We start from the raw sequence: 14,163 nt of genomic DNA, 5'->3' as shown, positions 1-14,163 counted from the left end.
GTGCCGACAAAGCTTGTCCGAGAGCCGTTCACTGATCTGGGTGAGCGATGCTCTAAGGTGAAGGACGCAATCGGCAATCGTTCTTTGTTTAATTTGGTACCGATGGCGTTCAGGCTGTTCGAGGCGGCCGCTACGGATTTCACCGGAGGGAGGCACGGTGTTTGTACGCCGTGCTTGGCAGTCCAATTCGCGTGTGAATGCGACCTGTCGGGCGCGGCGTTGCGGCTGTGAGCTTCGCTCACGCGTCAGCCCCATGCGGCATGCGCGCGGATCTCTCCGGCCCCGGGGATAGCGAACAGGCTCGCCATGCGCCGCGTTGCTGCCCGAGTGGGCGAGCGAGGGTTGTCATGGACGGCGGTTTCATCTGGTTGAGCATCATCGCTGGCGCCCTGCTGCTGAGTGGGCTCGGATATTTGTTCGCGGCCGGCGCGAAAGCGCGTCGAAATCGGTGAGCCCGCCGGTGCGGTGTCATCGCGCACGCTGGAGGTCTGACGCGCAGGCTTGGACTCCGTGGCGCAACATCCGCACGCACGGGAGAAACACCCGCTGGTTAGACCTTGGCTCTGCTCCATGACCAGCACTGGAATGGGGCGCCACGAGGATGTCGCCATGAAACGCCTAATCGCCGCCGGCCTTGTCAGCCTCGCCGCCGTCGCCACCTGTGCCGCCGAGCCGGTGCCGGGCGGTCCCCCGAACACGAACGCTGCGCCCGTGACCGGAATGGCCGATGGCGCCCGCCCGGAGGGGCTGCGTCGAGGACCGCCCGATGGCGAGCGGGAGGGAGGCTGGCGCCGTCATCCGCCGATGCTGGGGATGAAGGGCGGCCGTCTCCGGTTCCACCGTGGAGAAACGGGGATCGACTTCAAGTGCGCCGCCGACGACACCACGAAGGCGTGCGTCGAGGCCCTGATGCCCCTCGTGGACAAGCTGCTTCAGGTGCGCTGAGGGCAGGGCGGTGCGATCGGCGATTTCCTCGCGCGGGTGCGATCGCCACCAAGGCAAGCCCTCGATCTCGCCGCCGGCCCCTGATACCCGGATCGTGCCCGCCGCGCCCTGCAGGTCGCGCGGGAGGAGCCGAGCGGAAACACGATGCGCGTCGCCGAGCATGATGCCGAGATAGATGTCGCCGTCGTCGGGGGCGGGATGGTGGGCGTCGCCTCGGCTATCGCCCTGCGGGAGCGCGGCCTCAGCGTTGTGCTGCTCGATCCCGGCGAGGCCCGGGCCCGGACCTCTTATGGCAATGCCGGCGTGGTCAGCCGTGGCTCGATCTTTCCGATGTCGAGCCCCGCCCTCTGGGCCAAGCTCCCGACCTACCTGCGCAATGCCGACCGGGGTTTGCGCCTGCGCCACAGCCACGTCGCGCGTGTCATTCCCTGGACCGCGCATTTCCTCGCGGCCGCCCGGGCGTCGGCCTGGGAGCGGGCGGCGACGGCGCTGCTGCCGCTGACGAGCGCGGCCCTGGCCGAGCACATGCGGTTGGCCGCGCAAGCAGGCACAGGGCACCTGATCACCCGACCCGGATGGATCAAGCTCTACCGCACGGACGACGCCTTCGCGGGCGCGGCCCTGGAGCGGACGATCCTCCAGCGCCACGGCGTCGCCCTCGAGATCCTCGATTCCGACGCGGTCCGCGCGGCCGAACCCGCACTGACGCGAACCTACGCGCGCGGCATGCTGCTCCCCGAGACGGGGGCGGTGAGCGATCCCGGCGCCTTGGTCGAATCCTACGAGCGCCTTTTCCTCGGCCTCGGCGGCCGCATCCTTCACCGGGCCGTCACGCGACTGGAGCCGGGTGATGATGGCTGGCGAGTGCATCACGCGGACGGCACGGTGCGCGCCCGTCAGATCGTTCTCGCGGCGGGCGCGGCCTCGGGCGAGATCGCGCGCGGGCTCGGCTATCGCTTCGCCTTCGCGGCCGAGCGCGGGTACCATTGCCACTTCGCCCTCCACCCCGACAGCCCGCCGCTGACCCGGCCCGTGCTCGACACGGGCGCGGGTTCGATCCTCGCGCCGATGGGGGAGGGGCGCGTGCGCGTGCTCTCGGGGGTGGAACTCAACGCCCGCGACGCGCCGCCGGACTATCTCCAGATCGAGGCGGCCTCACGCGAGGCCGCCGGCACCCTGCGGCTCGGGGCGCCCCTCGACAACCGGCCCTGGATGGGTGCGCGGCCCTCGACGCCGGACGGCCTGCCGGTGATCGGCTTCGGCCCCCGGCATCGCGGGCTGATCTTCGCCTTCGGCCACGGCCATATCGGCCTCTCCACCGGTGCGATCACAGGACGCCTCGTGGCCGACCTCGCCACCGGCACCGCCCCCGCCATTCCCCTGGCGCCCTTCGCGCCCCAGCGCATTCTTCGCTGGCCGCGTTGGCGTCGCCCGGAGGCCGGTGGTTCCCCGGCGTGATGCAGCCGATCGTTTCGTCGAAGGTGATCGGCCCGCATTCCCTGGCCCCCCAAGTGCCTGGAAGCCAGAGAAAAACGGTCATCGGCTTGGAAACGCGGCCTTGGTTCAGGGGCGCGCGCCCAAACGATCCCGTTCGCGTTCGAACCGCGTGACAGCGCCCGATTGACGGCACTCGCGCGAGGCGTCATGCCGGAAGCCGCGAGACGGTCCGTCGAGTGCTCCCCCATCGCCTTCCCCATCGCTTTTGCGAGGATACCGAACGCCATGCGCCTGAGCGTTCGCCTCGACGGGAGCGCGCCCCGCCGCTGGCACCTCCGGCTCCTCGAGCGCATCGCGCGTCGTCCCGGCGTGAGGGTGTCCGTCGACGCGTCAGCGGGGCCCGGCGGCCTGCCCGCGAACGCCGCCCTGCTGTTCTACCTGGAGGCGATGCTGCGGCGTCTTCCCCGCACCGGCCCGGCCGAACCGGTCGACCCTGCGCAACTCGCCCCGCTCGAGCCTGATGGCGCCGGCCCCCCCGATCTGATCCTCGACCTCTGCGGCGATGCGGTCGTGACCCCCGCCACACCTGTCTGGCGCCTGCGCTTCGACGGTGCCCCCGGCGAGGGTGCCTTGCTCGCCTCGCTGCTCGCCGGGCGGACGCCCGTGGTCACCCTGTCGGAGGGCGAACGTATCGTGGCCTCGGGCCATGTCGGCACGGAGGCGCGCGCCATCATGCTGACCGCCTTCGAGGATGCCCTCGTGCGCACCATGAGCCTGATCCTGGCGGCACTCGACGGCAATGGGCCGCGCCTCGCCGAGGACGCGATGCGCATCGGGGAGGTCGCGAAGCCCGGATTGTCGCCGCTCGATCTCGGCGCGCGTGCTGCCCGCCTCGGCGCCCGGATGGTGGCGCGCCGCCTTCGCGCCCTCTGCGTTCGCGCCCCGCATTGGCGGATCGGTTGGCGTCGCCTTCGGGGACCGGATCTTCTCGACCTGCGTGCGCATCCGGACACCGGCTGGCGGACCTTGCCGGACGACGGACGCCGCTTCTACGCCGACCCGTTCCCCGTCGTGGACGAAGGTCGCACGGTGCTGTTCATGGAGGATTATGTCCACGCCGACGGGAAGGGCGTGATCTCCGCCGTCGGATTCGGGCCCGATGGCCCGATCGGCACCCCCGTCCCGGTGCTGCAGGCGCCGCACCACCTGTCCTATCCGTTCGTCTTTTCGGAGGGCGGCACCCACTGGATGGTCCCGGAAAGCGGCGCCACCGGGACCCTCGACCTCTACCGGGCAACGGCCTTTCCGGGCGGCTGGGTGAAGGAGGCGACCCTGCTGTCCGGGCTCAACGCCAGCGATCCGACCCTGTTCAGGCAGGGCACGCGCTGGTGGCTGTTCGCGACGGTGCGGGACGACGGCGAGCACGACGGCCCCTTCGCCGGCTGGGGCTCGTATTCCGACAGCCTGCATCTCTGGTCGGCGCCGGACTTTCGCGGCCCCTGGACGCCGCACCCGAAGAACCCGGTCCTCATCGACATCGCCTCCGCGCGCTCGGGCGGACGCATCGTCGAGCGCGACGGGGCGCTGATCCGGCCCGTTCAGGATTGCCGGACCGGATATGGCGGAGCCCTCGGCCTCGCGCGCATCGAGCGCCTCGACGACGAGGGCTATGCGCAGCGGGTCGAAACCATCCTGGCACCCGGGGCACGGTTTCCCGGCAGCGGCCTGCATACCCTCAATCGGTCGCCGGACTTCGAATTCATCGACGGCGCGGGCCAGGTCCGGCGCCGCTTCCGGGGGTGAGGACGAAAAGCGCGGATTCGGACGCGACGGCTGCCCTTCGATCCGCAACCGGCACGGGATCACGCCGATTTTAATCCCGTTCCCGGAACAAAGCGTCGCGCCCACGCTTATGCCAGCGCTCGACAGGGCTTTGTGCGGTCTCACACACATCCCTGGTTTGCTCCCCGTCCCGCCTGAACGTCCCGGAAGGGCCCCATGGCCGAGCCGCTCTCCCCACATGCCGCCGCGGCGCGCACGCCGTCCACGCAGGTCCTGCGCGGTCTCGACGCCCTGAATTTCTTTCTCGCCGACGTGCGCGACGGGCTCGGCCCATATCTGGCGATCTACCTCATCGCGGTCCGGGGGCCGGACCAGGGCTGGAACGAGGCCACCACCGGCCTGATCATGACCATCGCGGGCATCGCGGGCCTGATCGCCCAGACACCCGCCGGCGCCCTGATCGACCGGACCAACGCCAAGCGCGCGGTCGTGATCGCGGCGGCGATCGCCGTGACGCTGAGCTGCCTCGTCCTGCCGTTCATCGCGAACTTCTACCTCGTGGCCGCGACGCAGTCGGTGGCCGGCATCGCGGGTGCGGTCTTCCCCCCCGCACTCGCCGCCATCACCCTCGGCGTGGTCGGGCCGAAGCTGTTTGCCAAGCGCATCGGCCGCAACGAGGGCTTCAACCACGCCGGCAACGCCGTCTCGGCGGCGATCGCGGGCGGGACGGCCTATTTCTTCGGGCCGATCGTGGTCTTCTGGCTGATGGCGCTGCTCGCTGTCTGCAGCATCGGCGCCATGCTGATGGTCCCGGCCGACGCCATCGACGACGACCTCGCGCGCGGCCTCGACCAGACCGAGGTCCAGGCCAAGTCGGATGGCGGGGAGGAGCCCTCCGGCCTCACGGCCCTCCTGAGGAACAAGTACCTGCTCCTCTTCGCGGTGCTCGCCGCCCTGTTTCACCTCTCGAACGCCGCGATGCTGACCTCCGTGGGCCAGTTGCTGACGAAGCTCTCGGGCAAGGACAACGCCACCTCGCTCATTGCCATCTGCATCGTGGCCGCCCAGTTGGTGATGGTTCCGGTGGCGGTGTTCGTTGGCGCCAGGGCCGATGCGATCGGGCGCAAGCCGATCTTTCTGGCGGCCTTCGGCGTGCTGGCGATCCGGGGCGTGCTCTACACGCTGTCGAACAACCCGTTCTATCTCGTCGGCGTGCAGCTTCTCGACGGCATCGGCGCCGGCATCTACGGCGCGCTGTTTCCCGTGATCGTGGCCGACCTCACCCGGGGCACCGGCCGCTTCAACGTCTCGCAAGGGGCGGTGGCCACCGCCCAGAGCCTCGGCGCCGCCTTGAGCGCGACGCTGGCCGGCCTGATCATCGTCTCGGCCGGCTATTCCACCGCCTTCCTGGCCCTGGCAGGCATCGCTGCGGCGGGTTTTGCCCTCTACCTTTTCGCGATGCCGGAGACGCTCGGCTACGAACCCGGCCGGTCGGACGCCGATGGCGGCGTCACCCCCGCCTCCGCTCGGGCGGCCTGAGACGATGGGCTCCCCAGGCAACGCATTCGAAGACGACATCCTGGCCTTCGCCCACATCGGCGACCTGCACCTGACCGACGCGGACGCCCAGAACGCCCGCGACTTCCAAGACATCGTCGCCCAGATCAATCTGGCCGAGGGTCTCGATTTCGTCTACCTGCCCGGGGACAACGCCGACAACGGCACGGCGGCGCAATACGCCCTCGTCCGCCGGGGGCTCGATCGCCTGCGCCTGCCGGTCCACGTCATCACCGGCGACCACGACATGGAGGGCGGAAGCCTCGACGCCTTCTACGGCGGGCTCGCCGTCGGACGCCTGCCCTACGCAATCGACGTTTCGGGCACGCGCTGCCTGTTCCTCGACCTGTGCGGGTCGGGCAGCGGCGGTCTGGATTTCCGGCTCGGTCCGGACCAGACCGCCTGGCTCGAGGCGCAACTCGCGACGGCGGACGCCGAGGGACGGGACTGCGCGCTCTTCATGCACAGTTACCCGGCGGACCTGACGGGGGAGGGGGAGGCCGAGCGCATCGCGGCCCTCGTCTCGCGCTCCCGGGTGCGGCTCGTCGAGATGGGCCACACCCACTACAACGAACTTGCCAATGACGGCCGCACGATCTTCGCCGCGACGCGCTCCACCGGCCAGATCGAGGAGGGGCCCGTCGGCTACGCCATCGCGGCCGTTGATGCCGGCGTGGTGAGCTGGCGCTTCAAACCCCTTCGTGCGCCCTGGCCCTTCGTCCTCGTCACCGCGCCGGCCGACCGGCGCCTCGCCCACGATGGCGCGCATATCGTCGGTGACGAAGTCGAGGTTCGCGCCCTGGTGCTCGGCCCGGCCGCGATCACCGAATGCTCCGCCCGGGTGGATGGTGGGACCTGGCATCCGATGCGCCGGGCGGAAGGCGACCGGCGCTTCCGCGCTCGCCTGCCGTGGCCGAAGGGGGCGACTCGTCTCGTCGTCCGCGCCACCGACGCGAGCGGGGCGAGCGCCGAGGACGTCGTCGAACCGACGCGCGACGCCGGCGCCATCCGGGCCTCGAAGGGCCTTGGCAGCGATGCCGACGCGGTTGGAGCCTGGCCCGAAAAGGGGCTGCTGGGCACGCAGCTCGGTCCGAACCGCAACGGACGGCCCTGGTAGGGCCCTCACCCACGCACCTCACCATCACCGCCGAGAACCGAACCATGCCTGCCGTCTGCCGGGGCCTGTCGCACCCATGACCCCCTTCCTCCTCACGCCCCACGTCGCGACCTGGGCCATCGCCGGCCTCGCCACCCTCGGCGTCATCGTGCGTCCGTTCTCCTGGCCGGAGGCGGTCTGGGCCGTGCTCGGGGCCCTCGCGCTCCTCGTCTTCGGGCTGATCTCCCCTGGAACGGCGTGGGAGGGGGTCGCCAAGGGCACCGACGTCTACCTCTTCCTCATCGGCATGATGCTGCTCGCCGAGATCGCCCGGAAGGAGGGGCTGTTCGACTGGCTGGCACGGATCGCGGCCCGGCAGGCCAAGGGTTCGGCGACGCGCTTGTTCGTCCTGATCTACGTGGTCGGCACCGTGGTCACCGTCTTCCTGTCGAACGACGCCTGCGCGGTGGTGCTGACCCCGGCGGTCTACGCCGCCACCAAGGCCGCCAAGGTCGAGAACCCGCTGCCCTACCTGTTCATCTGCGCCTTCATCGCGAATGCCGCGAGCTTCGTGCTGCCGATCTCGAACCCGGCCAACCTCGTCGTCTACGCCACGCACATGCCGCCCCTGATGCAGTGGCTCGCGCGCTTCGCGCTGCCCTCCGCCCTGGCGATCCTGGCGACTTATTTGGTTCTCCGCCTCAGCCAGAATTCGGTTCTGAAGCAGCAGCGCGTGGCCGAGGACGTCGCGCCGGCGCGCCTGTCGGGTACCGGCAAGGTCGCGGGGCTCGGCATCGTCGCCACGGCGGGCGTGCTGATGGGGGCATCCGCCTACGGCCTCGAACTCGGCCTGCCGACCTTCGCGGCCGGCCTCGCCACCGCGATCCTGGTGCTCGCGATCAAGCGTGGCGGAGCCGTCGAGGTGGTCAAGGATGTCTCGTGGAGCGTCCTGCCCCTGGTGGCGGGTCTGTTCATCCTCGTGGAGGCGCTGGAGAAGACCGGCGTTCTCCAGACCCTCGCCAACCTCCTGAAGCAGGCGGCGCAGGCCGCACCGGCCGAGACCGCCTGGGGCGGCGGCATCCTCGTGGCGGTCCTCTCGAATGTCGTCAACAACCTGCCGGCCGGCCTCCTCGCGGGCGCCGCGGTCCAGGCGGCGGACGTGTCCGAGAAAGTCGCGGGCGCGATCCTGATCGGCATCGACATCGGCCCCAACCTCTCGGTGACGGGCTCCCTCGCCACCATCCTGTGGCTGACCGCGATCCGCCGCGAGGGCCAGGACGTGGGCTTCTGGCGCTTCCTCAAGCTCGGCCTGCTGGTGATGCCGCCGGCCCTGATCCTCGCCCTTGCGGGTCTCCTCCTCGTCTGATCTTTCCGCACATCCCAAGGACGCCCGTGAACGCCGCCCTGCTCTATCCCTTCATCCTCGTCGCAGGCGTCCTGCAGGCGCTCGGCAATTCCATGAACGCGCAGCTGCGCGGCCGGCTCGTGAACCCGTGGCTCGCCGCGACGGTGTCCTTCCTGCCCATCGTGTTCGTGTTCGCGACCCTGTTCCTGATCATGCCGACGCCGCTGCCGACCCTGGAGACGCTGGGCACGATGCCCTGGTATGCGCCGCTCGGGGGCGTCGCTGGCGCGGTGGCGGTGTTCGGTGGGCTCGCCTTCATCGACAAGGTCGGAGCCGGCCCGTTCAACGGCCTGACGCTGACCGCCAACATCCTCGCGTCGCTGGCCATGGACTCGCTGGGCCTGTTCGGGCTGCCGGGCGGCGGGTTCAAGCTGATGCCGTGGCTCGGCGGCCTACTGATGGCGGTGGGCGTGGTCTTCATCGCCCGCACCACCGCCGACAAGGGGGATGAGAAGGACGAGGGGCACGGCCTCAATCCGAAGCTGCTCTACCCGTTCATCGTCGTCGCGGGCATCCTGCAGGCGGTCGGCGTCGTCTGGAATTCCCAGCTGCGCGGCGCCCTCGTGAACCCCTGGCTGGCCGCGACCGTCTCCTTCCTGCCGGTCGTCTTCGTCTTCGTCCTCGTCTTACTCCTGCGGCCGACGCCGCTGCCGAACCGGCAGGACGTCTCCGGCGTACGCTGGTGGATGCCGCTCGCCGGCATTACCGGCGCCGTGGCGGTGTTCGGCGGCCTGCTCTTCGTGGACAAGGTCGGGGCCGGCGCCTTCAACGGCTTGCTCATCACCGCCAACCTTCTGACCTCGGTGGCCCTGGACCATTTCGGATGGGTCGGCATGAAGCAGGTCCAGGCGGGCCCGTCGCGGCTGGGGGGCGCCGCGCTGATGATCGCCGGAATCGTCCTCATTTCCGTGTTCTGAGCCGGTGCTGCGGCGCTCCATGCCGCGAAGCTTGAGGACAAGCGCCCGCAGCCGCCGGGAAGCGTTGGCCTTTTCGGCGTGCGGCGTGCTAAAGCCTTGACGATCCCGCCCGGAGCCGATCCGCGTCGAGGGTGTGTGGACTGCCTCTCGTGTCGCCCGGTCATCGGTTCCCGGCGGAATCCGGTGCGCGTCACGCCCCCATCTGCCACCGAGCCTTCGGCGCCCTCGCGGCTGCCCCTTCGGTGGTCCGGGACCGCGCGCCTCGCGCGGGCGGGAAGGTTCAAGGACAGGAATGCAATGAGCGACGAGACCGACGCCCGGACCCGATCCGAGGAGCGCGCCGAGCGGGCCGAGCGGATGGCCAAGGAAGGCGCCCAGGCCATGGCCGAGCATCACGCCACGGTGAAGGCCGTGGATGAGCGGACGGTGAAGCTGCGCGCCCTGCGCCTCGCCAAGGAAGCGGCAGACGCCGAGGCGAAGGCCGCCGCAAAGCCGCCGGCCCCCAAGCGCAAGCGCTCCTGAAACGACGGGCGGAGGAGACCATCATGGCATTCGATCGCTCCCGTCGTCCGAGCGACCCGCGACAGGCGGCCGAGGCCGCCTTCAAGGCCGCGACCACGAAGGCACCCGAGACCGCCAAACCCGCCGCGCCACCGTCTTCCGCGCCAACGCCCGCTGGCGCTCCCCTGGCGGCACCGGGCGCGCGCGAGATGGTGACCCTGCGCATCGACCGCGCGGCGCTGGAGTATTTCCAGAAGGACGGTCCGGGCTGGCAGGACCGCATCAACGCCGCACTCAAGGCGGCCGCCGGTCTCTGAGCTTCGGTCTCGCGCCTCGGTTGCGTTGAGCGAGCCAAGATTTCAGACGAAGCCGGAACGCTTCAGCCGCATCACGATCCGGTCGAGGGCGCCGAGATAGGCGGAGCGGTCGCGGGCCGAGAACGGCTTCGGGCCGCCCGTGACGGCGCCGGCCTCGCGCAGGTCCTGCATCAGGTTGCGAGTGGCGAGCGCCATGCCGATCCCGCTCTCGCTGAACGGCTTGCCGTTGGGGCCGAGCACCTCCGCCCCCGCCTTCACGCAGCGGCTGGCCAGCGGCACGTCGGCCGTGACCACGATGGAACCAGGCCGTGCCCGCTCGGCGATCCAGTCGTCGGCGGCGTCGAAGCCGTCGCTCACAACCACGCGCTCGATCCATGGCTCGCGCGGCAGGGCCATGAAGCTGTTGGCGACCACGTAGACGTGGAGGCGATAGCGCCCCGCCACGCGGTAGGTCTCGTCCTTCACCGGGCAGGCATCGGCGTCGATGAAGACGACGATCGGGTTCGGGCCGGCGGGCGCGCTCATTGGGCGGCGATGGCGGCTGAGCCGAGTGCAGGATCGTGCGCCAGGGACGTACCCCGCTCCAGGGTCGAGACGCTCAAGGGCTGGCCTCGCCCGCGCAAGGCATGCGCGCCGAGCGAACGGGCGCGGATGCCTGGGGGCAGGCTGTCGAGCCGGGCCAGCAGGTCGTCGGAGACCAGGATCTCGGTGGCGAGCGGCCGGCACAGGGATTCGATGCGCGCGGTCACGTTCACCGCATCGCCGAAATACGCGATCTTGTGCCGGTCGACGCCGACTTCGGCCGTGACGATGGAGCCGCCATGGAGCGCTGCGCGCAGGCGCGGCACCGTGCCGAACCGGGCTGTCCAGGCGTCGGCCTCGGCCTCGAGGCGATCCATCACGTCGAAGACGCAGGCGACGCAGCGGGCATCCTTCAATCCGCGCGCCATCGGCCAGGTGATCATCGCCATGTCGCCGATGTAATCGTCGATGGAGCCGGCGTTGCGCCGGACGGGCTCGGCGAGGGCGGCGAAGACCGCGCCAAGATAGGCCTGGGCCTTGAGGTCGCCGTGGGTCTCGGCGAAGGCGGTGGAGCCGACGACGTCGAGGAACAGGAAGATGCGCTCCTCGCGCACGGGTTGGTGGTAGCGCCCGACGAGGAAGTTCACGAAGACCTCGCCGCCGATGAGGTCCCGCATGCGGATGACGAAGACGAGCATCGCCGAGACCGCCAGCGAATAGGCGAGGATGCGCGGGGTGATCCGCACGGCGTGGCCGAGATCGTCGTCGGTGAAGCCGAAGGCCCAGACCAGAAGCCCGCCGAGCGCAATGCCGACGGCGATCATCAGCACGTAGGCGAATTCTGCGGCCGGAACGTAGAGCTTGGCCGGCATCCGGCGCATCCGTGCCTGGAGACCGCCGAGGATCATGCCCCGGTCGAAGGCCAGGGTCGTGCCGCCCACCGCCAGACCGTAGGTCAACCCGGCGAGCGGCGTCGCGCCTCCGGCGAACAGCACGTTGTAGAGGAGGCCCGCGCCGCCGCAGGCGATGAGGATGAGGATCCAGAACCAGCGGTGCTGCGGCAGCATCAGCGTGCCCCCCCGTGGCAGGACCCGGCGCAGGACAGCGTCGGGGAACCGGCGAGGGCGGGGGAGGGGGCAGCCTTGCGCACCGAACGTTTCCCCTTCCGGGATGGGTTCGCGGTGGCGCAACATCCTGTGCACCGAGCTTCGAACCTCCTCCTGATCACCGCCGCATGATGGCGCGAGTAAGGCCAAGGTGACGCACACGCCACGATCGGGGCCGGGTGTTGCCGACGTGCGTTGTCGTGGCGTGATCGCAAAGGAGGCATCGCGCATGCGCAGCGAAACATTCGGTGGGACGGGGCGGGCGGTGTCCGTGATCGGCCAGGGCACCTGGCATCTCGACCAGGCGGACCCGGCCGCCGCGGCCGCGACCCTGCGGGCGGGTCTCGATGCCGGGATGAGCCATATCGACACCGCCGAGATGTACGGCGAGGCCGAGCCGCTGGTGGGCGAAGCGATCGCGGGCCGGCGCGACGACGTCTTCCTCGTCTCCAAAGTGGTGCCGGCAATGCCAGCCGGGCGGGCGTGATCGCCGCCTGTGAGCGCTCGCTCAAGCGTCTGGGCACCGACCGTCTCGACGCCTACCTGCTGCACTGGCCCGGCCGGCACCCGCTGGAGGAGACCATCGCGGGGTTCTCCACGCTGAAGGCGGTGGGCAAGATCCTGGCGTGGGGCGTCAGCAATTTCGACGTCGCCGACCTCGATCGGGCCCTCGCGATCGCGGGACCCGGTCAGATCGCCTGCAACCAGGTGCTCTACCACCTGCAGGAGCGCGCCATCGAGCATGCGGTCCTGCCCTGGTGCCAGGCCAACGGCGTGGCCCTCGTCGGCTACTCGCCCTTCGGCAGCGGAGACTTCCCGGACGCGACCAGCGCGGGCGGACGGGTGCTCGCCCGCCTCGCCCGAGCGCATGGCGCGACCCCGCGCGCCGTCGCCCTCGCGTTCCTGACGGCGACGCCCGGGACCTTCACCATCCCGAAGACGGCCCGGCCGGAGCGGGCGCGGGAGAACGCGGCGGCGGCCGGGATCAGCCTGACGCCCGAGGATCTGGCGGCCCTCGACGCCGCCTTTCCACGGGGGCCGAAGCCCCGATCTTTGCCGATGTTGTAGCGCCGCGCCCGAACCTGGGCCAAAGCCTGTGGGGCCGCGACGGGACAGCCGGGCGGCTTCGGGCGAGACGAGGGAGTGGCGGGATGATGGGAGCGCGGTCGCGGGCGGCAAGCCTCGCCCTGTCCTGCTTTGCCCTGTCCTGTCTCGCCGGCATGCCGGCGATGGCCGAGGATCGCGCTCCCGCGAAGGGCAATCCCGCTCAGCCCAACGGCGAGACCCTGACCATCGACGAGAAGGGCATCACGCTCACCTTTCCGGACGATGTCGCCAAGCTGCGCATCGGCGGCAAGCTTCAGCTCGATTTCGGCGCCGCCGGCATTCGTCAGCCCGGATTTCCCGAGCCGTTCCCCGAGAACATCGCCGTGCGGCGCTCCTGGATCGAGAGCTACCTCAGCCTCGGCAAGACGCTCGAACTGGCGTTCCAGTACGATTTCGCCGACCCGACGCGCCCGATCAACGACGCGGCGATCGCCTATACGGGGTTCGAGCGGACCCTGCTGACGGTGGGCAACATGAAGGAGCCCTTCAGCCTCGACCAGCTGACCAGCGACAACAACACCCTGTTCACCGAGCGTTCGCTGGCCGACGCCTTCGCGCCCGCCCGGAATTTCGGCTTCGCGCTCGGCCGGCACGGGGAGGACTGGACGATGGTCGCCAGCGTGTTCGGCGGCAACGCCAACACGGGGATCCGCAGCGAAGGCGTCGCCGCCACGGCACGAGCCACCTACGCGCCGATCCACGAGGCGGACCGCGTGCTGCATTTCGGGCTGGCGGGCAGTTTTCGCGACCTGCCGCGCGACGGGCAGGGCCTGTCGCTCACGAGCCGCTCGGAGGCGTTCCTGTTCCAGCGCAACTTCGTCGATACCGGCGACATCCGCGACGCGGCGAGCGTCGGCCGCGTCGGATTGGAGGCGGCCTATCGCGATGGACCGTTCCTGCTCCAGGCCGAGTACATCCGCACGACGGTCGAGCGCTTCGGCGGCGCCCGTACGGTGAACTTCCAGGGCGGCTACGTCCAGGCGAGCCTGATCCTCAACGGACAGGGCCGGGCCTACACGCTCGCACCCACCTATGGCACCACCTACGCCACCTTCTCGGGCGTACAGGTGCCGGAGGCCGCCCGCGTCTCACGCGGCGGCCTCGGCGTGTTCGAACTCGGCACCCGCTTCAGCGCCATCGACCTCGACGATGCCGGGATCCGGGGCGGCATCGAGCGCGACGTCACCGTGGGGCTGAACTGGTACCCCGACCGCAACATCCGGATCGTGGCGGACTACATCCGCTCCCACACCAGTCCCTCGGCCCTCCAAGGCGGCCGCACCATCGACGCGGACACCTTCATCGGGCGGTTCCAACTCTACTGGTGACCGGCGGGCTCGACGCCGTCCGTCATGGGCCGGCGGCCACATGCGTTCGACTGGACACCGGAACATCGAGGTCGGAACGCGGAGACGTTGTTCTCGCCTTCCTCAAAGCCGGTCAGTGCGTGCCAGCCCGACTTCGACGAGCA

The 14,163-nt window shown here is 70.2% G+C and carries 13 protein-coding genes and 1 pseudogene; 12 read left to right on the top strand and 2 right to left on the bottom strand.

Annotated features, from left to right (window positions below; all coding sequences use genetic code 11):
• The 10 genes from JWQ05_RS19690 to JWQ05_RS19645 all read left to right on the top strand — a co-directional run.
• On the top strand, positions 1-231 hold a 231-nt coding region (locus tag JWQ05_RS19690), incomplete at its 5' end, for a hypothetical protein (protein ID WP_299662267.1).
• 378 nt (positions 232-609) lie between these two features.
• The gene (locus JWQ05_RS19685) at positions 610-945 is read left to right on the top strand and encodes a hypothetical protein (RefSeq protein WP_299662266.1); all 336 of its coding nucleotides are present in this window, start codon (positions 610-612) and stop codon (positions 943-945) included.
• 144 nt (positions 946-1,089) lie between these two features.
• The gene (locus JWQ05_RS19680; protein ID WP_299662264.1) at positions 1,090-2,403 is read left to right on the top strand and encodes an FAD-binding oxidoreductase; all 1,314 of its coding nucleotides are present in this window, start codon (positions 1,090-1,092) and stop codon (positions 2,401-2,403) included.
• A gap of 264 nt (positions 2,404-2,667) precedes the next feature.
• Positions 2,668-4,185: a formyl transferase gene (locus JWQ05_RS19675; protein WP_299662262.1), complete on the top strand. Its 1,518-nt coding sequence runs from the start codon at positions 2,668-2,670 to the stop codon at positions 4,183-4,185.
• Between the two features lie 195 nt (positions 4,186-4,380).
• The gene (locus JWQ05_RS19670; RefSeq protein WP_299662260.1) at positions 4,381-5,703 is read left to right on the top strand and encodes an MFS transporter; all 1,323 of its coding nucleotides are present in this window, start codon (positions 4,381-4,383) and stop codon (positions 5,701-5,703) included.
• 4 nt (positions 5,704-5,707) lie between these two features.
• Positions 5,708-6,838 (top strand): metallophosphoesterase, encoded by a 1,131-nt coding sequence (locus JWQ05_RS19665; RefSeq protein WP_299662258.1) that lies wholly within the window; start codon positions 5,708-5,710, stop codon positions 6,836-6,838.
• A gap of 76 nt (positions 6,839-6,914) precedes the next feature.
• Positions 6,915-8,183, top strand: a complete 1,269-nt coding sequence (locus tag JWQ05_RS19660; RefSeq protein ID WP_299662256.1) for an arsenic transporter — start codon at positions 6,915-6,917, stop codon at positions 8,181-8,183.
• Positions 8,184-8,209: 26 nt separating this feature from the next.
• The gene (locus JWQ05_RS19655) at positions 8,210-9,139 is read left to right on the top strand and encodes a DMT family transporter (RefSeq protein WP_299662254.1); all 930 of its coding nucleotides are present in this window, start codon (positions 8,210-8,212) and stop codon (positions 9,137-9,139) included.
• Positions 9,140-9,436: 297 nt separating this feature from the next.
• Complete coding sequence (locus tag JWQ05_RS19650) at positions 9,437-9,661, top strand: hypothetical protein (protein WP_299662252.1); 225 nt, start codon at positions 9,437-9,439, stop codon at positions 9,659-9,661.
• A gap of 23 nt (positions 9,662-9,684) precedes the next feature.
• Positions 9,685-9,957 carry a BrnA antitoxin family protein gene (locus JWQ05_RS19645; protein ID WP_299662250.1) on the top strand — a complete coding sequence of 91 codons (273 nt, stop codon included), beginning with the start codon at positions 9,685-9,687 and terminating at the stop codon, positions 9,955-9,957.
• A 42-nt stretch (positions 9,958-9,999) separates the two neighbouring features.
• On the opposite strand, the gene JWQ05_RS19640 is transcribed toward JWQ05_RS19645, so the two are convergent.
• Complete coding sequence (locus JWQ05_RS19640; protein ID WP_299662249.1) at positions 10,000-10,482, bottom strand: YaiI/YqxD family protein; 483 nt, start codon at positions 10,480-10,482, stop codon at positions 10,000-10,002.
• Complete coding sequence (locus JWQ05_RS19635; protein ID WP_299662248.1) at positions 10,479-11,546, bottom strand: adenylate/guanylate cyclase domain-containing protein; 1,068 nt, start codon at positions 11,544-11,546, stop codon at positions 10,479-10,481. Before JWQ05_RS19635 ends, JWQ05_RS19640 begins: the two co-directional genes overlap by 4 nt.
• 268 nt (positions 11,547-11,814) lie before the next feature.
• Between JWQ05_RS19635 and JWQ05_RS19630 the strand changes: the two are divergent.
• Positions 11,815-12,653 (top strand): annotated as a pseudogene (locus JWQ05_RS19630) (aldo/keto reductase).
• Between the two features lie 83 nt (positions 12,654-12,736).
• Positions 12,737-14,020 carry a porin gene (locus tag JWQ05_RS19625; RefSeq protein ID WP_299662246.1) on the top strand — a complete coding sequence of 428 codons (1,284 nt, stop codon included), beginning with the start codon at positions 12,737-12,739 and terminating at the stop codon, positions 14,018-14,020.
• The last annotated feature ends 143 nt before the right edge of the window (positions 14,021-14,163 follow it).

Source organism: Methylobacterium sp., assembly GCF_028290105.1.
Lineage (GTDB): Bacteria > Pseudomonadota > Alphaproteobacteria > Rhizobiales > Beijerinckiaceae > Methylobacterium.
Note: the sequence above shows the minus strand (reverse complement) of the source record. Positions and strands in the feature narration are given on the sequence as shown.